General features: G+C 68.6%; 19 protein-coding genes. 18 read left to right on the top strand and 1 reads right to left on the bottom strand.

The features are described 5' to 3' along the window. Nucleotides 1–160: 160 nt before the first annotated feature. The 5 genes from O1A05_RS03280 to O1A05_RS03260 are packed head-to-tail and all read left to right on the top strand — an operon-like array spanning nucleotide 161 to nucleotide 3586. On the top strand, nucleotides 161–1036 hold the full coding sequence (locus tag O1A05_RS03280; RefSeq protein WP_270106651.1) for an HAD family hydrolase: 876 nt from the start codon (nucleotides 161–163) through the stop codon (nucleotides 1034–1036). A 45-nt stretch (nucleotides 1037–1081) separates the two neighbouring features. Then, nucleotides 1082–1414, top strand: coding sequence for a hypothetical protein (locus O1A05_RS03275; protein WP_270106650.1), 333 nt, complete (start codon nucleotides 1082–1084; stop codon nucleotides 1412–1414). A gap of 9 nt (nucleotides 1415–1423) precedes the next feature. After that, complete coding sequence (locus O1A05_RS03270; RefSeq protein ID WP_270106649.1) at nucleotides 1424–2779, top strand: C2 family cysteine protease; 1356 nt, start codon at nucleotides 1424–1426, stop codon at nucleotides 2777–2779. Then, nucleotides 2776–3135, top strand: coding sequence for a hypothetical protein (locus O1A05_RS03265; protein WP_270106648.1), 360 nt, complete (start codon nucleotides 2776–2778; stop codon nucleotides 3133–3135). The genes O1A05_RS03270 and O1A05_RS03265 overlap by 4 nt, the downstream gene beginning before the upstream one ends. Next, a complete protein-coding gene (locus O1A05_RS03260; protein WP_270106647.1) occupies nucleotides 3128–3586 on the top strand; it encodes a hypothetical protein in 459 nt (152 codons plus the stop codon). Before O1A05_RS03265 ends, O1A05_RS03260 begins: the two co-directional genes overlap by 8 nt. A 29-nt stretch (nucleotides 3587–3615) precedes the next feature. Here O1A05_RS03260 and O1A05_RS03255 read toward each other — a convergent pair whose 3' ends face one another. Then, on the bottom strand, nucleotides 3616–4140 hold the full coding sequence (locus O1A05_RS03255; RefSeq protein WP_270106646.1) for an inorganic diphosphatase: 525 nt from the start codon (nucleotides 4138–4140) through the stop codon (nucleotides 3616–3618). Nucleotides 4141–4235: 95 nt separating this feature from the next. Here O1A05_RS03255 and dacB point away from each other — a divergent pair, with 95 nt between their 5' ends. The 13 genes from dacB (at nucleotide 4236) to O1A05_RS03190 (ending at nucleotide 16813) form a co-directional block, all read left to right on the top strand. Next, nucleotides 4236–5783 carry a D-alanyl-D-alanine carboxypeptidase/D-alanyl-D-alanine endopeptidase gene (gene dacB, locus O1A05_RS03250; RefSeq protein WP_270106645.1) on the top strand — a complete coding sequence of 516 codons (1548 nt, stop codon included), beginning with the start codon at nucleotides 4236–4238 and terminating at the stop codon, nucleotides 5781–5783. A 40-nt stretch (nucleotides 5784–5823) separates the two neighbouring features. Next, entirely contained in the window at nucleotides 5824–6942 is a 1119-nt protein-coding gene (locus O1A05_RS03245) for a zinc-dependent metalloprotease (protein ID WP_270106644.1), read from the top strand. Then, nucleotides 6932–8014 carry a tRNA lysidine(34) synthetase TilS gene (gene tilS, locus O1A05_RS03240; protein ID WP_270106643.1) on the top strand — a complete coding sequence of 361 codons (1083 nt, stop codon included), beginning with the start codon at nucleotides 6932–6934 and terminating at the stop codon, nucleotides 8012–8014. Before O1A05_RS03245 ends, tilS begins: the two co-directional genes overlap by 11 nt. Beyond that, nucleotides 8011–8562, top strand: coding sequence for a hypoxanthine phosphoribosyltransferase (hpt, locus tag O1A05_RS03235; RefSeq protein WP_270106642.1), 552 nt, complete (start codon nucleotides 8011–8013; stop codon nucleotides 8560–8562). The genes tilS and hpt overlap by 4 nt, the downstream gene beginning before the upstream one ends. Before the next feature lie 96 nt (nucleotides 8563–8658). Continuing rightward, entirely contained in the window at nucleotides 8659–10725 is a 2067-nt protein-coding gene (ftsH, locus tag O1A05_RS03230; RefSeq protein ID WP_442867659.1) for an ATP-dependent zinc metalloprotease FtsH, read from the top strand. Beyond that, complete coding sequence (gene folE, locus O1A05_RS03225; RefSeq protein ID WP_270106641.1) at nucleotides 10725–11291, top strand: GTP cyclohydrolase I FolE; 567 nt, start codon at nucleotides 10725–10727, stop codon at nucleotides 11289–11291. Before ftsH ends, folE begins: the two co-directional genes overlap by 1 nt. A gap of 22 nt (nucleotides 11292–11313) precedes the next feature. Next, nucleotides 11314–12243: a dihydropteroate synthase gene (gene folP / locus O1A05_RS03220; RefSeq protein WP_270106640.1), complete on the top strand. Its 930-nt coding sequence runs from the start codon at nucleotides 11314–11316 to the stop codon at nucleotides 12241–12243. Then, nucleotides 12240–12605 (top strand): dihydroneopterin aldolase, encoded by a 366-nt coding sequence (gene folB / locus O1A05_RS03215; RefSeq protein WP_270106639.1) that lies wholly within the window; start codon nucleotides 12240–12242, stop codon nucleotides 12603–12605. The genes folP and folB overlap by 4 nt, the downstream gene beginning before the upstream one ends. Then, on the top strand, nucleotides 12602–13153 hold the full coding sequence (folK, locus tag O1A05_RS03210; protein ID WP_270106638.1) for a 2-amino-4-hydroxy-6-hydroxymethyldihydropteridine diphosphokinase: 552 nt from the start codon (nucleotides 12602–12604) through the stop codon (nucleotides 13151–13153). The genes folB and folK overlap by 4 nt, the downstream gene beginning before the upstream one ends. Continuing rightward, a complete protein-coding gene (locus tag O1A05_RS03205) occupies nucleotides 13150–13671 on the top strand; it encodes a DUF3180 family protein (protein WP_270106637.1) in 522 nt (173 codons plus the stop codon). The genes folK and O1A05_RS03205 overlap by 4 nt, the downstream gene beginning before the upstream one ends. Nucleotides 13672–13689: 18 nt before the next feature. Beyond that, nucleotides 13690–14295, top strand: coding sequence for a PH domain-containing protein (locus tag O1A05_RS03200; protein ID WP_333482004.1), 606 nt, complete (start codon nucleotides 13690–13692; stop codon nucleotides 14293–14295). After that, nucleotides 14292–15869: a PH domain-containing protein gene (locus tag O1A05_RS03195; protein WP_270106636.1), complete on the top strand. Its 1578-nt coding sequence runs from the start codon at nucleotides 14292–14294 to the stop codon at nucleotides 15867–15869. The genes O1A05_RS03200 and O1A05_RS03195 overlap by 4 nt, the downstream gene beginning before the upstream one ends. Next, nucleotides 15866–16813 (top strand): Rossmann-like and DUF2520 domain-containing protein, encoded by a 948-nt coding sequence (locus tag O1A05_RS03190; RefSeq protein ID WP_270106635.1) that lies wholly within the window; start codon nucleotides 15866–15868, stop codon nucleotides 16811–16813. Before O1A05_RS03195 ends, O1A05_RS03190 begins: the two co-directional genes overlap by 4 nt. Nucleotides 16814–16855 lie beyond the last annotated feature (42 nt).

Below are 16855 nucleotides of genomic sequence, written 5' to 3'. Positions count from 1 at the left end.
TCCCCTCGCAGGAGCGATAGCGCATAGCGTAATAGTGTTAGACGAGATAAGCTCTGCTTCCTCATGTCCGCTGAGGGTTAACAGGAGGGTGAAGTTCAAGAGGGACGCGCTGTTCATCGCGACTTCACGTCCGGTTTGTCGAACGTGGTTGACTGGGACCATGCTGAACGACCCGCAGGAAACGCCGTCCACTCCCGGCCGCGCGAGCGCGCCGTCCCCCTCGACTGTATTGCCCTCCGGCGAACAGCGGAAGATGGTCTGTCTCGACGTCGATGGCACTCTGGTGGACCACGATGGGCACATGTCTGAGGCCGTGCGCTCGGCGGCACGCGACGTCGTCGCCGCAGGCCACCACGTGATGATCGCGACCGGGCGCTCGCTGCAGGCAACGCTGCCCATCATTGAGACCATCCGGCTGCGCAACGGCTTCTCGGTGTGCTGCAACGGCGGCGTCACTATTCAGCTGACCGATCAGCTCGAGGAGGGGTACGAGGTGATCGACCGTCGCACCTTCGATCCTGCCCCGGTGTTGGAACAGCTACGGCACCGGCTGCCCAGCGCGAAGTACGCGATTGAGGACGACGCCGGAAACTTCCTCTCCACCGAGCGCTTCCAGGACATGAGCTTCGGGGTGAAGGCGCGCGGAGTGTCCTTCGATGAGCTGCTCAATACCACCGCGGTGCGCCTGGTCGTGTTCTCAACGGATGCCTCCACCGAGTCGTTCTCCGAAGCGGTGGAGGCGATCGGGCTGCAGGGCGTGACCTACTCGGTGGGATGGAGCGCCTGGCTGGACGTGGCCGCCGCCGGGGTCACGAAAGCCTCCGGGCTGGAGGCGCTGCGCGCCCGGCTCGGGGTGTCCCTGGACGACACGGTCGCCATCGGGGATGGTTACAACGACGTCGAAATGCTGGCCTGGGCAGGCCGAGGGGTGGCCATGGGCCAGGCTCCGGACGACGTCAAGCGCATTGCCGACGAGGTGACGGAGGATGTCTACGACGACGGGGCCGCCCTGGTGCTGCGCTCCTTGCTGCGGTAGTTTGAGGAGCTGTATCAACCGCCGCACGGAGAACAGGGGCGCAGCATGACCGGGTTTCAGGTCGATCCCGAGGAGATGAACCGACTGCAGACGGCGCTCGAGGATTCGTCGTCGTCGTTCCTGGACCGCACCCTGCCGGAGAATCCCGGAATGAACGTGCTCGGCGACCCTGGAGTGGACGCCGCCATGACGACGTTCGTCGCCAACGCCGGAACCCACCATCGGCGTTTCGGCAACCGGTTCTCCTACCTGGCATACGAGGTGGGCGAGTTCTCCCAGCACAGCCAAGCCACCGATGAGGAATGGGGCGCCGCCCTTGACCGGAGATACGACCACATGGACCTGGTATCCACCGTGCGCCGAGTCTTCGGGGGATGACTGATAGGCATGGGAATTTACGCAAACCTCATTGGTGACGTCCCCGGCCAGCCCGAGGGCATTCTGGCATCCGCGACCACGGTCCGCGATCTCGCTGATGCGCTGCAGACCGACTATGACGACGCCTGGGCAGCGAAGGAACTCCCCGACATCTGGGAGGGCGAGGCGGCGGAAGCCTACAACACGGTCATTTATGATCAGTCGATGCAGATTTCTGACCTCGAGGAAGGTGTCCGCCGAGCCTCGGGGGCGCTGGAGGACTACGGCTGGGTGGTGCGCACGGAACAGCAGCGTTGCGACGGGATCCGGGATCGGATGCTGGAACTCGACGCCGTGGTGGAAACCGCCACCGGGCTGGTGGAGATGATACGGGCCCATCTGCAGGTGATGCCCGAGGTCGCGGAACACCAGCAAGCGTACGTGGAATCGGTGACCACGGTCCGGCAGGCGGCCGTCACCTGTGCGGCGCTGCTGGCTGAGGGCGCACACGTCGAGGTCTACAACTACAACGATCAGGGGCAGGACCTCGGCGCCCGCACGGACCTGCGGCAACATCAGCTGGAAGAGATTGCCTCTGATCTCGAGAACGGGCGGATCTATCCCGACGACATCAACCAGCGCGGTATCGGCGACTGTTACCTGCTGGCCGCGTTGTCGAGCATGGCGCGCACTTCTGAGGGGCGCGAGCACATTTCCGACATGGTCAAACCCCACTATGAGAACGGCGAGCTCACCGGATTCATGGTGACGCTGCCGCGGGACCCCAATGACCCACATTCCGGAGAAGGGCGCACCGTCTTTGTGGATGAAACCTACGTGCACGGCAGTACCGGCACGAGCGCCGACGCGAATGTGTTCTCGGTGATCGAGGCGGCCTACGGGCAGGTGTATCCGGCCGGCACGCTGCCCGAGAACTCTGACGGAAATGGGCTCACCGGAGGCCGCCCGGACGACTCACTCGAAGAGCTCACCGACACCGACTCCGAGGTGGTGCATCGCAAGCGGGGAGTGTTCGGGTGGGGCGCCGGATATGACGATGCGCAGCGCGAACAGATCACCGCGGCCACCGAGGAAGGCCGACCCGTGGTGGCGGCCACGGCAGGGATTCCGGATGAGGAACGCAAAGAAGGCGTCGGCATCGTGACCGTCACCATCGACGGTGAGGAACAGCAGATCGAAATGGTGGGCACCCACGCCTATGAGGTGGTGTCCTCCGATGAGAACGGGGTGACCCTGCGCAATCCGTGGGGATACAACAACCCCGGCAGCGGCACCACACCCATGGGCGCGACGTTCACCATCTCGTGGGAGGACTTTGAAGACTACAGCAGCGACGTTTCCATCGGAGGGGGATACTCATCATGACCGACGCATCACCCGACCAGGCCCCCGGACCGATCCGCTTCACCTTCCGGGGCACCGAAGTATTCCGCCCGGGCGCGGAAATGTTTCCCGCGTACACGGTGTCGGACGCACGGATTGAGGACGGTGTGATGATCGCGGTGCTGCGCGGCGTCGACCCCCACCCCGACGGCGGAATTCCGCCCACCCGACTCACTGCGGGGCAGAGCGTGGCCGACGCCCGCGCCGGGACGTTCACGCTACTGCACGTGAGCCCGCAGGTAGGTGGACTGGCCCCCGGGACGCGCCCCTTCGCCACGACGATCGAGTTTCAGCCCGACCCCGGGTTCGCCCTGGCGCCAGGGTGGGACGTTGACTGACCGGGCGGGCGCCGTCGTGCCCGGGGTATCGCGCGGAGCACTGATCGCACTCGGCGCACTCGGGGCTGGTGTGGCACTCGGCGCGCTCGCAGGCTGCGCCGCCGCGGAGCCCGACACCGAGCCGGAGCCCCTCCCGAGCGCCTGCGACGGCGTCACCCTGGGGCTGGAGGGTGGCACCGTGTTGCGCCCCGGCGTCGAGCTGTTCCCCGCCTACACGCTGTCTGGGGTGTGGGATGACGACGACGGCGTGGTCGCCGGCATCACGGGAGTGGATGAAGGCGACGGCGGATTCGGCCGGGTCGAGCTACGCCGCGGTGAGACCGTGGAAGATCCCGTGGCCGGAGTGTTCACCCTGCTCGACGCGACGCCGGCGGACGGCGGCGAGGGCTCACCCGCCGCCACCCTGTGCCTCGACCCGCACCCGGATTTCGAACTCGCCGACGGGTTCTAAGACCTGCCGCATTGGCAGAACGGGGCTGATCAGACGTCGCGGCCCTGGGGCTCGTCGTCGGCCGTCTCCTCGCCGAGCGCGGCGAACCGCTCGATGGACGCTGCCAGCTCCGCCTCGGCGGCGGCGCGATCAGCCCACCCCTCGGCCTTGACCCACTTACCGGGCTCCAGATCCTTGTACCGGGTGAAGAAGTGCTCGATCTCCTGCAGCAGCCACTCCTCAACATCGGAGAGCTCCTGGATATGGTCGAAGCGCTTGTCGGCCGGAACGCACAGCAGCTTGGCGTCGCCGCCGCCGTCGTCGGTCATGTTGAACACGCCGATCGGGCGCGCCTCGACGATCACACCGGGCACCAGATCGAAGCCGGGCAGGTACACCATGGCGTCCAGCGGGTCGCCGTCCTCGCCCAGGGTGTCCTCGAAGAACCCGTAGTGAGTGGGGTACTGCATGGGGGTGAACAGCACGCGATCCAGACGCAGACGACCGGTCTCGTGGTCGAACTCGTACTTGACGCGCGATCCGGCGGGGATTTCGATGGTGACGTCGTGGCTCATGGGGCAGGCTCCTAGCATCAGGGAAACGTGTCAGAACCAGGGTATATCCTCGGCCGGGGCGGGCGCGTCACGTCCGCGCTGGTACGCTCTCAGGTGTGCTTGCTCGCTCCGCCACTTCCGCGCGCGCGACGCGTGCCCGAGGACTGGCGGGGACGCTGATCGCCGCACTCGTGCTCACCGGGTGCACCGTGCTGCCCGCACCCGAGGACCGTGCCGCCGAGCTGAAAGCCGCCGCGGCCGAACGCGCCGCCCTCACCCAGGTGTCGATCCCCGCCACCAGCCTGGGCGGGGCGCGCCACTGGCTGACCGACGCCCAGGAAGAACTCGCCAACGTGCTGGACGTGGCCACCGAACCGCCGTCGGAGGTACTCGCCCTCTCTGAGGAAGCGCCCGTGCCCTCCGCCGAGACCCTGCAGCGCCGGCTGAACACCGTGTTCGCCGGTACGGACTTCACCACCGCGGCCCTGGTCACCGACACCATGACCGGCGAGGTGCTGTACTCCCGCGATGCCGACGCCGCACGGGTGCCGGCGTCGTCGCTGAAGATCCTCACCGCCGCGGCCGCCCTGCACGAGATGGGCCCGGACCACCGGTACACCACCCGGGCGGTGCTCGACGACGGAACGGACGACCTGGTGGTGGCCCTGGTGGCCGGTGGGGACGCGCTGCTGGGTACCGGAGCGGGGGCGACGTCGGTGGATGGCCGGGCCGGGCTGGGCAGTCTCGCCCAACAGACCGTGGACGCGCTCGCGGACCGGTTAGACGGGGAGTCTGACGAACCCTCAGACGACGCCGGCGCACCGGCCCTGCGGATTGTGCTCGACGACGGCGGCTACTCCGGTCCGCAGCTGACCTGGAACGACTCGATGGTGTCCTCCGGGAACATCTCCGCCGTCCAGCCGATCGCCGTGCACGGGGCGCGGGCTGATTCTGGCACGGGGACCGACCGCGTGGACGATCCAGGTGCCCACGCCGCCGCGGTGTTTCGCGCCCAGGTGGTCCACGCCGCCGAAGAAGCCGGACTCGACCTCACCGTGGCCTCCGGCGTCGAGCGGGACGCCACCTCCGGGCTGGGGGAGCGGGACGGTACGGAGCTGGGCGCCATCGAATCCGCCACCGTGGCGGAACAGGTGGAATACCTGCTCACGTACTCCGACAATCAGGTCGCCGAGGTCACCGCCCGCAACGCCGCGCTCGCCTCGGGCCGCTCCGGCAGCTTCGAGGGGGTGGCCGGACTGCTCACCGCCGCCGCCGACGCCCTGGGCGTCGACGCGCGCGGGATCACCATTGCCGACGGGTCCGGGCTCTCCGCGAAAAACCGCATCAGTACTACACAACTGGTCGCCATCATGGACGCCGTCCAACAGCGCCCCTGGCTCGCCGAGACCGTGTGGGGGCTGCCCACCGCGGGGCTCGAAGGCACCCTCAGCGAACGGATGGCCGGCACCGCGGCGGCCGGGACGGTGCGCGCCAAAACCGGCACCCTGGACCGGCACTCCTCGCTGACCGGCACCGTGGTCACCGTAGACGGGCGCCAGCTCTGGTTCTCGTTCATCAACACCGGGTCCGACTCGGAGATCATGACCGAGGCGCGGGAGGTTCAAGACCGGGCCGCCACGGTGCTCGCGGACTGCGGCTGCTGACAGGTGGTCGCCGTCGCCGCGGGTGTGGTGGGATGAAACTATGTCCCCTCACGCAGCCCATACCGACCAGCTCATCAACTGGGAGCTCGCCGCCGATACCGCCAGTCGACTCAGCCTGGGCGGGCCGAAAACCAACCTGCGGCAGGCCCGGGACGAGACCCGTGCTCTGCGTCGCGCCGCCGAGGTGTCGGTCGATCACGTGCACCGGATCACCGGCCTCGACGCCGCCCGCGACCTGCGCGACTCCGAGGTGCTGGTGGTGGACCGGGTGCGCTGGGCACAAGCCAACCTGCAGTCGCTCTCCGTGCTGCTGGCTCCGGGTCTGGAACGGGTGCGGGAACAGGCCCCGGACCAGTTCGCTGCGGCCACCCGCGGACTCGGATCCACCCTCACCGGCGTCCAGGCCGGGGGACTGCTCAGCCTGCTCGGCACCCGCGTGCTCGGCCAGTACGACCCGTTCATCGCCCTGCCCGACCACACCGGACAACCGCTTGGCCCGGCCGGCGGCAGGCTGATGTTGGTCGCCCCGAACGTGATGCAGGTCCGCCAGCAGCTCAACGTCCGCCCCGACGATTTCCGGCTCTGGGTGTGCCTGCACGAACAAACCCACCGCGTGCAGTTCGCCGCCGCGCCCTGGCTGCGCCACTGGTTGCAGGAGCAGATCACCGGCATGCTCGCCTCGCTGTACACCTCCACGAGCCAGTGGCCCGACATGCTCGACCGCGCCAAGGGTGCGATCTCCAAGACAGGCGAGGGATCCGATACGGGGCCAACCGGATCCCTACTCGACGCCGTCACCCGTGACGAAGACCGCGAACGGCTCTCCCGCATCACCGCGGTGATGTCGCTGCTCGAGGGCCACGCCAACGTGGTGATGGACGCGGTGGACCGCAGCGTAATCCCCACCGTCAAAACCATCCGCCGCCGCTTCACCGAGCGAGGGCAACAGGGCTCGGCGCTGAGCAAACTGATCCGCCGCCTGATCGGCATGGAAGCCAAGGCACGCCAGTACCGCGACGGGCAGCGCTTCGTCGACCGCGCCATCGGCCTGCTCGGCACCGACGGGTTCAACCAGGTGTGGACCGCGCCCGAGCTGCTGCCCACCGAGGAGGAGCTCCACGACGCCGACGCCTGGGCGAGGCGGATCCGTGCCAGCTGAGTCACCAGCCGCGCCGACTCCCACCGGGCCCGACGTTTGGCCACCGACGACGCGCTGGCCCGCACCCCTGAACGCCGCGTTGCCGCAGCTGAAACAGCTCCCCGCACACACCCTGCTCGGCGTCTCCGGCGGGGCCGACTCCCTCGCCCTGGCCATCGCCGCCGCCGTGGCAGACCGGACAGATCACTCCGATCGACAGGTCACCGCCGTCGTCGTCGACCATCAGCTTCAGCCCGGATCTGCCGACGTCGCCCAGCGCACCGCCGCCGTACTGGAACGACTCGGCATCACCACCCACGTCCGCGCCGTCACGGTCGACTCCGGGGCCGGGCTCGAAGCTGCCGCCCGTGACGCCCGCTACGAGGCCTTCCGCGACGTCGCCGAGCTCACCGGCGCCACCATCGTCGCGACGGCCCACACCGCCGATGACCAGGCCGAACAGGTGCTCCTTGGGCTGGCCCGCGGCTCCGGGCTGCGTTCGCTGGCCGGCATCCGCCGCACCCGCACGCATGGCCCGCTCACTGTGGTCCGCCCCCTGTTGCACCTCACCCGCGCCGACACCGAGACGATCTGTCGCTGGGCGGGGGTGAGCTGGTGGGAAGACCCGATGAACGACGACGGCGCGCGGGCCCGGGTCCGCCACCGGCTGCTGCCCGCCCTGGAAGACCCCGGTACCGGCCTGGGCCCCGGGGTTCGCGCCGGGCTCATCCGCACGGCAGACCTCGTGGCCGACGACGCCGAGGCCCTGGAAGGCTGGGCGCACCGTGTCTACGCGGGCGCGCGCGCAGACATCCCAGCCGACCCAGCCACCCCTGCCACTGTTGCGCTCCGCCTGGACCACCTCGCCCCGCTGCCGACAGCCATTCGCCGTCGCGTGCTCGCCCTCGCCGTCGTCGAGCTGGGCTCCACCCCCACCGCCGAACGCCTGCACGCCGTCGATGCGCTCATGGACCGGCGCCCCGGGAGCTCTGCCGGGCCCATCGAGCTACCCGGTCTCCACGTCACGCGCGAGCGCGGCTCCGAATATGCGACACTGTTGATGTTCCGACGCCTCAGGAGAGCCCCACGATGATCGAAGACGACGTCCGCGAAGACCTGCTGCACGTACTCATGTCGAAGGAGGAGATCCAGCAGACCGTTGCTGATCTCGCCGCGCAAATCGACCGCGACTACGCCGACAAAGACGTGCTGCTGGTCGGCGTGCTGAAGGGGGCGGTCATGGTGATGGCCGACCTTTCCCGCGCCATCCGTTCGCACATCACCATGGACTTTATGGCCGTGTCCTCCTACGGTTCCGGCACCAAGTCCTCGGGCGTGGTGCGGATCCTCAAGGACCTCGAAACCGACTTGATGGGCCGCCATGTGCTCATCGTGGAGGACATCATCGACTCCGGACTCACCCTGTCCTGGCTCAAGACCAACCTCGAGTCACGCGGCCCGGCCTCCGTCGAAATTTGCGCGCTGTTGCGGAAGCCGGAGGCCATGAAGACCGAGATCGACGTGAAGTACGTGGGCCGCGACATCCCCAACGAGTTCGTGGTGGGCTACGGCCTAGACTTCGCCGAGCAGTACCGCAACCTGGAGTTCGTGGGCACCCTCGCCCCGCACGTGTACTCCTGACTGTCCTCTTTCTGCGAACGCTGGCGTGATGGTGCGCCGCGAGCTTGACCGACCCGGTACCGTATGAGGGGTGTGCGCTGGCGAACAGGAGACTGAGTGAACATCAAGAAGATCTTCAAGGGGCCGATCATCTGGATCGTGCTTGCGGTGCTGATGCTGCTCCTGGTCGTGCCAGTGCTCACCCAGAGCTCGAGCCAGCGCGTGGACACCTCCGTGGGCATGGAGCTGCTGGCTGACGACGCCGCGACCCAAGCGTTGGTGGACGACGGCGAAAACCGGGTCGATCTCACCCTGCGCGAGGATCTCACCCTGGATGACCGGGAGCTGGGCACTCAGGTCCACTTCTTCTTCTCGGAGGCCCGCGCCGAGAACGTGATCTCCGCCGTCGAGGGGTCTGACCTGGACGATTACACCGATGAGCCGGTGCAGTCGAACTGGTTGCTGAGCATGCTCGGTTTCCTCATCCCGTTCCTGATTATTGCGCTGCTGTTCTGGTTCCTGCTCTCCCGCATGCAGGGTGGCGGTGGCAAGGTCATGCAGTTCGGCAAGTCCAAGGCGAAGCTGATCACCAAGGATATGCCGCAGGTCACTTTCGTCGATGTGGCCGGCGCGGACGAAGCCGTCGAAGAGCTCCACGAAATCAAGGAATTCCTCTCCGAACCCGCGAAATTCCAGGCCGTCGGCGCGAAGATCCCGAAGGGTGTGCTGCTGTACGGTCCGCCCGGCACCGGCAAAACCCTGCTGGCGAAGGCTGTGGCGGGGGAGGCCGGGGTGCCCTTCTACTCCATTTCCGGCTCCGACTTTGTCGAGATGTTCGTGGGCGTGGGTGCCTCCCGCGTGCGCGATCTGTTCGAGCAGGCCAAAACCAACTCGCCGGCCATCATCTTCGTGGACGAGATCGACGCCGTCGGCCGTCATCGTGGCGCAGGCGTGGGCGGGGGCAACGACGAGCGCGAGCAGACCCTGAACCAGCTGCTGGTGGAGATGGACGGATTCGACGCCACCACCAACGTCATTCTGATCGCCGCCACCAACCGGCCCGACGTGCTGGATCCGGCGCTGCTGCGCCCGGGACGTTTTGACCGCCAGATCCCAGTGGAGGCCCCCGATCTGGAGGGACGGCATAAGATCCTGCAGGTCCACGCCCAGGGCAAGCCCCTGGTAGAGGGTGTCGATCTGCGCGCCCTGGCGAAGAACACCCCCGGCTTCACCGGCGCCGACCTGGCCAACGTGCTCAACGAGGCCGCCCTGCTCACCGCACGCTCGAACGCGCAGCTGATCGACGATCGCGCCCTCGACGAGGCGGTGGACCGGGTGATGGCCGGGCCGCAGAAGCGCACCCGGTTGATGAAGGAACACGAGCGCAAGGTCACCGCTTACCACGAGGGCGGTCACGCCCTGGTGGCGGCCGGGCTGCGCAATTCCGCGCCCGTCACCAAGATCACCATCCTGCCCCGCGGCCGCGCCCTAGGGTACACCATGGTGGTGCCCGAAGACGACAAATACTCCGTCACCCGCAACGAGCTGCTGGATCAGCTGGCCTACGCCATGGGCGGGCGCGTGGCCGAGGAGCTGGTGTTCCACGATCCCTCCACGGGTGCCTCCAACGACATTCAGAAGGCCACCGACACCGCCCGGAAAATGGTCACCGACTACGGGATGTCCTCCCGGATCGGCACCGTGAAGCTGGGCTCCGGCAACTCCGAGCCGTTCCTGGGCAAGGAGATGGGCTCCGGGCGCGACTACTCCGAGTCCGTGGCCGGGATGGTGGACGCCGAGGTCCGGGCCCTGCTCGACGGCGCGCACGCGGAGGCGTACTGGATTCTGCAGGAGAACCGGGACATCCTGGACCGGCTGGCCTACGAACTGCTGGAACGGGAGACCCTGAACCAGAAAGAGATCGCGGAGATTTTCGCCGACGTGCGCAAGCGCGAACCCCGCGACATCTGGCTCTTCGACGAGTCCCGCCCCGTGTCCGACACCCCGCCGGTGCTCTCGCCCGCCGAAAAGCGCGCGCAGGAGTCAAGTTCAGATGCTGACTCGGAGACTGAACCCGAAGCAGCCCCGGAAGAACACTCCGACTCCCTGGAGCCGCTGGTCGACCCGAACCCGGGCACCGAACTGCCGGGCCATACCGGCGAGACGAACGAAGGAGACCGCTGATGGTGGACCAGCCGCGCATCGAAGCCGCCGTCAAGGAGATCCTCGCCGCCATCGGGGAAGACCCGGAGCGCGACGGCCTGCAGGAAACCCCCGCCCGAGTGGCGCGTGCCTACGCCGAGACCTTCGCCGGGCTGAACCAGACTCCCGACGAGGTGCTGGGCACCACCTTCGACATCTCCCATGACGAGCTGGTGTTGGTCAAGGACATCCCGTTCTACTCCACTTGCGAGCACCACCTGGTTCCGTTCCACGGTCACGCCCACATCGGCTACATCCCCTCGCCCGAGGGCGGGATCACCGGGCTGAGCAAGCTGGCTCGGCTGGTGGAGGTCTTCGCCCGGCGTCCCCAGGTGCAAGAGCGGCTCACCACCCAGATCGTCGAGGCCCTGATGGAGCACCTGCACCCGCGCGGAGCCATCGTCGTCGTGCAGGCAGAGCACTTGTGCATGTCGATGCGCGGGGTGCGTAAACCCGGCGCCAAAACCGTCACTTCCGCCGTCCGCGGGCAATTGCGCGACGCCACCACCCGGGCCGAGGCCATGAGTCTGATCCTGGAACGCACCTAGACCACTTAAGAGAAGGACCTTCATGTCATCCATGGCCGCCATCCCCGGAACCGGACCCTCCACCGGCCCCGTCGGCGTCGTGCGCAAGGTCGCCCGGCGCCGCTTCGCCGACCTGCCCACCGACCGCACCCTGGTGATGGGCGTGGTCAACGTGACCGACAATTCGTTCTCCGACGGCGGCAACCACTTCGACGCCGAAGCGGCCATCCAGCACGGGCTGAAGCTGCACTACGCCGGGGCTGACCTGATCGACGTGGGAGGGGAATCCACCGCACCCGGCCGCGACGCCGTGGACCCGGACGAAGAGCAGCGCCGGGTCTTGCCGGTGATCGAGGCCCTGGTGCGCGCCGGCGCCGTCGTCTCCGTGGACACCCGCCATGCCGCCACCGCCCGCGCGGCCCTGGCCCACGGCGAGGTGATCATCAACGACGTGTCCGGGCTGAATTTCGAGCCGGAGATGGCCGAGCTGGTGGCCGAGTCGGGCGCGCATTACATCATCACCCACAACCGGGGTGACGCCCACACCATGGATGAGCTCGCCGATTACGACGACGTCGTCACCGAGGTGATCCGCGAGCTGTCTGAGGTGAAGGATCAGTTCATCGCCGCCGGGGTTCAGCCCGAACAGCTGATTTTCGACCCGGGGCTGGGCTTCGCCAAGTCCGGGGAACAGAACTGGGAGCTGCTGCGCGGGGTGGAACGCCTGGTGGCGCTGGGCTTCCCGGTGCTGGTGGGCGCCTCTCGCAAACGATTCCTGGGCACCCTGCTGGCCGATTCCCGCGGTAATGCCCCGGCACCCGTGGAGCGTGATCATGCCACCGCCGCGGTGTCCGCGCTGGCCGCCGCGCACGGGGTGTGGGCGGTGCGCGTGCACGACGTCGCCGCCTCCGTGGACGCCGTGAAGGTGGCAGCCGCCTGGGGCGGACCGAACACCGCGCCGCAGCACTCATGATCCGGCTCACCGGACTGCGCGCCCGCGGCTATCACGGGGTGCTCGAGCGGGAACAGGCCGAGGGACAGACGTTCCTGGTGGACCTGGAGCTGGAGCTCGCCGAGGCGGTGCTGGACACGGCAGCCCGCACCGATGACGTGGCCGAAACCGTGAACTACGCCGAGGTCGCCGACACCGCGCTGGGCATCCTCGCCGGGGAGCCCGCACGGCTGATCGAGACGGTGGCGGTGCGCATCGCCGACGCCGTGCTGGCCACCCAGCCGCGGGTATCGCGCGTACAGGTGACGCTGCACAAACCCGAGGCGCCCATTCCGGCGGACTTCGCCGACGTCGCCGTCGTGGTGAACCGGGAACGGGGATGACGGTGGGGACGAGCGCTCTGGCCGTGCTGGCCCTGGGGTCGAACCTGGGGGACTCCGCGGCGCTACTGGATGCTGCGTTGCTCGGCCTGGCCGCGAAAACTCGGGTGACCGGTATATCGCCCCGGGCGCGCACGGCCCCCGTGGTGGGCGAGATCGGGCCGGAGGACCAGCCGGACTTTTTGAACCAGATCGTCACCGTGGATACCGAGATGAGCCCGCTGCAATTGCTGGAGGTAGCCCAGGCGCTGGAAGCCGACGCCGCGCGCACCCGCGAGGTGCGGTGGGGCCCGCGGACCCTCGACGTCGACCTGATCTCCTACCGGAGCCGGGACGCGGCAGGACAGCTCGGGCCCGACACGGTGCTCAATACCGACCGGCTCACCCTGCCGCATCCCCGCGCCCACGAGCGTGCGTTCGTGCTGGCGCCCTGGGCATGGCTGGATCCAGACGCCACCCTCAACGGTGACTCAGTGGCCGAGCTGGCCGACCGGGCGGCGGATCGCGACGGCGTGCACCTCGTTGACGAGCCAGAAGAGCCGCGCGCATGAGCCGCCCCGCCCTGCCCACGCTGCGCCCGGGTCTGCTGGCCCTGATTCTGGTGCTCACCGCGGCGCTGGGCTGGCTCGCCTCCTACGTTGCCGCCGAGCGCGGCTGGGTTACCCCGGTGCTCGGGCTGACCTCGGTGATCACGATTGCCGCCGTCGTCGTCATGCTCCTCGTGCTGGGGGTGCGCGTGCGGCGCGACCGTTCCCGCCCCGTGGCCGCCCGGATGAACCCGCTGGTGGCCGCCCAAACCGTGGTGCTCGCCCAGGCCGGAGCCTACGCTGCCGCGGTGATGATGGGCTGGCACGTGGGCGTGGTGGTGCACCGGGTTCCGCTGACCGGCTGGGGTTCCGTGGGTGAGGCTGTCACCATGATCGCCACTGGTCTGGCCTTGCTGGTGGTCGGGTGCGTTGTGGAACAATGGTGCCGGATCGCCGACGACGGCGACGGTGAGGGCGGCTCCGGAACGGGGCCCGTCACCGGTCCCGATGGCATCCCGCAGGTGGGGCGCCACCGGGCCTGACCTCAACGAAGGAGAACGATGGATCAGCCGGCCCCCGAGGCTCCGCCCACCCCGGAGACTCCGCCCACGCCGCAGGCCGTCGAACCGCCAGCATGGTCCGACCCCGATGCCGGCACTGCCCGCGGCCTCGACGACAGCCGCGTGGATTGGCGGCCGGTCTCCCCGAAACTGGTGCCGCTGCGCCTGATCACCGGCGGGATCTCCACCCTCGTATGGACCGCGATTCTGGCCATTCCGCTGATCCTCAAGCTCGCAGGCGTCTGGCCTGGGCTCTGGGACTGGACCGCCTGGGGCCTGCCCGCCGCCTCCCTGCTGTTCGGGATCGTCGAGCTGTGCATCGTTCCGCGGCAGGTCCGCGCCATGGGCTACGCCGAACGCGAAGACGACTTCCTCATCAAACGCGGCATCCTCTTCCGCGAGGTAGTGGCGATCCCGTACGGGCGGCTGCAGTACCTCGACGTCTCCGACGGCCCGCTCCAGCGCGGCTTCGGCTTACGCACCCTGAAAATCAGCACCGCCGCCTCCGACACCTCCGGCGAGCTCACCGGCGTGCCCCAGGACGAGGCCGAGCGCCTGCGCGAACAGCTCACCGCGCGCGGCCAGGCACGATTGGCCGGACTGTGAGCCCCGCGACCACGCTGAACCATGCGGACGGCGACTGGCACCGGGTGCACCCCATCTCTCCGGTGGTGCGCTCCTGGCTCACCCTGGTGGCGATCATTGCCGTCATCGGCACCCAGTTCACCGACGAGTTCTACTCCGTGGTGGTGGAGGACGGGCTTGACCTGCAGTCCGCCGCCCTGCTGATCACCGCGGGTGCGGTGGTGGCGGTGCTGCTGCTCATGGTGGGCGGGTTCTACCTGTCCTGGCGGTTCTACCGGTACCGGATCACCGAGGAGATGGTGCAGGTGCACTCCGGATGGATTTTCCGCCAGCAACGCCACGTGCGGCTGGACCGGGTGCAGGCCATCGACATCAAACGTCCCCTGCTCGCCCGGATTTTCGGGCTCGCCGAGCTGAGCTTTGAAGCGGCCGACGGTGGCGGGTCTGCCGCGATGACCCTGGCGTTCATTCGCGGGGCTGAGGCCGAACAATTGCGCGTGGACATTCTGCAGCGTGCCGCCGGGGTGCAGAAACCGGCGGGGTCCGAGCTCAGTGATGCTATATGGCCCGTCAGCGAGGACCTGACGAGCCATATCGCATCACCGAACGACGAGACCGGGCTCAGTGGCGCGCACGAGGAACCCGCCCCCGAACAGACCATGCTCACCGTGCCCACCGGCCGCCTGGTCTGGTCGATCCTGCTCACGGCGTTCATCACGATCGTGGTGCTGGTGGTCATTCTCGTGGCCGGGATCCTCGTGGCCCGCTCCCTGGGCGAAGAGGTCATGACCGGGCTGCCCTCGTTCGCCGCCGCCATTCCGATCGTGGTCGCCGCGGTGGCCGGGGTCTGGTCCCCGTTCTCGCGCAACTACAACTTCACGGTGTCCACCTCCCCGAACGGGTTGCGCCTGCGCTCCGGGTTGCTTGAAACCCGGCAACAAACCGTGCCCCCGGGCCGCGTGCAGTCCATCCTGATCAGCCAGTCGCTGCTGTGGCGCCCGTTCGGTTGGTACCGAGTGCGCGTCACCGTGGCCGGCTACGGCATGACCACTGATGGCAAAGACGTGGTGCTGCCGGTCGGGACCTTCGACGACGTGCTCCGCGTGCTCACCGTGATCGCACCCGACCCCGGCACCGCAAACGCCCGCGAACTCATTCAGGCCGGTCTCACCGGCACCGGCTCGGCCCACGGTTTCGTGACCACCCCGCGGCGGATGCGCGTGCTCGACCCGCTGACCTGGCGCCGTCAGGGCTTCGCCGTCACACCCACCCTCGTCCTGTTCCGCACCGGCCGGCTCACCCGGTACCTGTGCCTGATGTCGCACGAGCGCATCCAGTCCGCCCAGGTCAGCCAGGGACCCATCGAGCGGCGTCTCGGCGTGGTCAATGTGCACCTGCACACCCCCGCCGGCCCGGCGACCATGCGGCTGAACCACGTGGACGCCGCCGTGGCCAGCCAGCTGTTCTTCCACGAAGCGGACATTGCCGCGGTGTCGCGGCGCATCGCCGACCGCAACCAGTGGATGATGCCCGAGGAGCTCCAGCAGTTCGATCGGCGCACCGAAGAAGCCCGCCGCGCCCTGGAGTCCGCATGAGTGTGGACGAACCGGCCACCGGCGACGTGGGCGCTGTGCCCCGGCTGGCCAACGCAGACTCCCGCCCCGGCCGCCTCGGCATCGGGGTGATCGGGGCCGGCCGGGTGGGCGCGGTGCTCGGGGCCGCCCTGCGCAACGCCGGCCACGCCCTCACCGGAGTGCACGCCGTCTCCGAGGCCTCCCGCACGCGCGCCGAGGCCCTGCTGCCCGAGGTGCCGGTGCTGGAGATCCCCGAGATCCTCCGCCGCTCCGAGATGGTGCTCTTCGCGGTGCCCGACGACGTGCTGCCCGAGCTGATCACCGGGCTCGCCGACGCCGGGCACATCGTCACCGGCCACCTGCTCGTGCACACCTCCGGGCGCTTCGGCACCGCCGTGATGAACCCGGTCCGCGCCCACGGCGCCATCCCGCTCGCCCTGCACCCGGCCATGACTTTTACCGGGCTCAGCCTCGACCTCGCCCGGCTGCAGGACTGCGCTTTCGGGGTCACCGCCGACCCGGTGGTGCTACCCATCGCCCAGGCGCTCGTCGTCGAAATGGGCGGGGAACCCGTGCCGATCGCCGAGGCCGACCGACCCACCTACCATGCGGCCCTGGCGCACGCCTCGAACCACCTGGTCACCCTCACCGCCCAGTCCCGCCAGTTGCTCGAGCACATCGGCGTCACCGCCCCCGACCGCATGCTGTCGAACCTGATGCACGCCGCCCTGGAGAATTCGCTTATCGACGGCGACGCCGCCCTCACCGGCCCCGTGGCCCGCGGCGACGTCGGCACCGTCACCCGCCACCTGGCGGTGCTCGCCACCCTCGTCGCCGACGACCCGGACGCTGCCGACCTGCTGGACACCTACCGCGCGCTCAGCCTCGCCACCGCAGAACGCGCCCACGCCCGCGGCGCCCTGCCCGCGCCCGCCTACCGGAGCCTGCGCGAACTGCTGAGCTGACCGCCCGTTAACCCATCCGCTGACCCATCCGCTCCGAACCAG

Origin of the sequence: Citricoccus sp. NR2 (genome assembly GCF_027594385.1) — a bacterium.
Lineage (GTDB): Bacteria > Actinomycetota > Actinomycetes > Actinomycetales > Micrococcaceae > CmP2.
This window is presented reverse-complemented; position numbering and strand designations above follow the sequence as displayed.

Excerpts from the sequence above, each read along its gene's own strand:
- O1A05_RS03280 (WP_270106651.1), top strand. The coding sequence starts at position 161 with ATGCTGAACGACCCGCAGGAAACGCCGTCCACTCCCGGCCGCGCGAGC.
- O1A05_RS03275 (WP_270106650.1), top strand. The coding sequence starts at position 1,082 with ATGACCGGGTTTCAGGTCGATCCCGAGGAGATGAACCGACTGCAGACG.
- O1A05_RS03270 (WP_270106649.1), top strand. The coding sequence starts at position 1,424 with ATGGGAATTTACGCAAACCTCATTGGTGACGTCCCCGGCCAGCCCGAG.
- O1A05_RS03265 (WP_270106648.1), top strand. The coding sequence starts at position 2,776 with ATGACCGACGCATCACCCGACCAGGCCCCCGGACCGATCCGCTTCACC.
- O1A05_RS03255 (WP_270106646.1), bottom strand. The coding sequence starts at position 4,140 with ATGAGCCACGACGTCACCATCGAAATCCCCGCCGGATCGCGCGTCAAG.
- O1A05_RS03245 (WP_270106644.1), top strand. The coding sequence starts at position 5,824 with ATGTCCCCTCACGCAGCCCATACCGACCAGCTCATCAACTGGGAGCTC.
- hpt (WP_270106642.1), top strand. The coding sequence starts at position 8,011 with ATGATCGAAGACGACGTCCGCGAAGACCTGCTGCACGTACTCATGTCG.
- folE (WP_270106641.1), top strand. The coding sequence starts at position 10,725 with ATGGTGGACCAGCCGCGCATCGAAGCCGCCGTCAAGGAGATCCTCGCC.
- folP (WP_270106640.1), top strand. The coding sequence starts at position 11,314 with ATGTCATCCATGGCCGCCATCCCCGGAACCGGACCCTCCACCGGCCCC.
- folB (WP_270106639.1), top strand. The coding sequence starts at position 12,240 with ATGATCCGGCTCACCGGACTGCGCGCCCGCGGCTATCACGGGGTGCTC.
- folK (WP_270106638.1), top strand. The coding sequence starts at position 12,602 with ATGACGGTGGGGACGAGCGCTCTGGCCGTGCTGGCCCTGGGGTCGAAC.
- O1A05_RS03205 (WP_270106637.1), top strand. The coding sequence starts at position 13,150 with ATGAGCCGCCCCGCCCTGCCCACGCTGCGCCCGGGTCTGCTGGCCCTG.
- O1A05_RS03200 (WP_333482004.1), top strand. The coding sequence starts at position 13,690 with ATGGATCAGCCGGCCCCCGAGGCTCCGCCCACCCCGGAGACTCCGCCC.
- O1A05_RS03190 (WP_270106635.1), top strand. The coding sequence starts at position 15,866 with ATGAGTGTGGACGAACCGGCCACCGGCGACGTGGGCGCTGTGCCCCGG.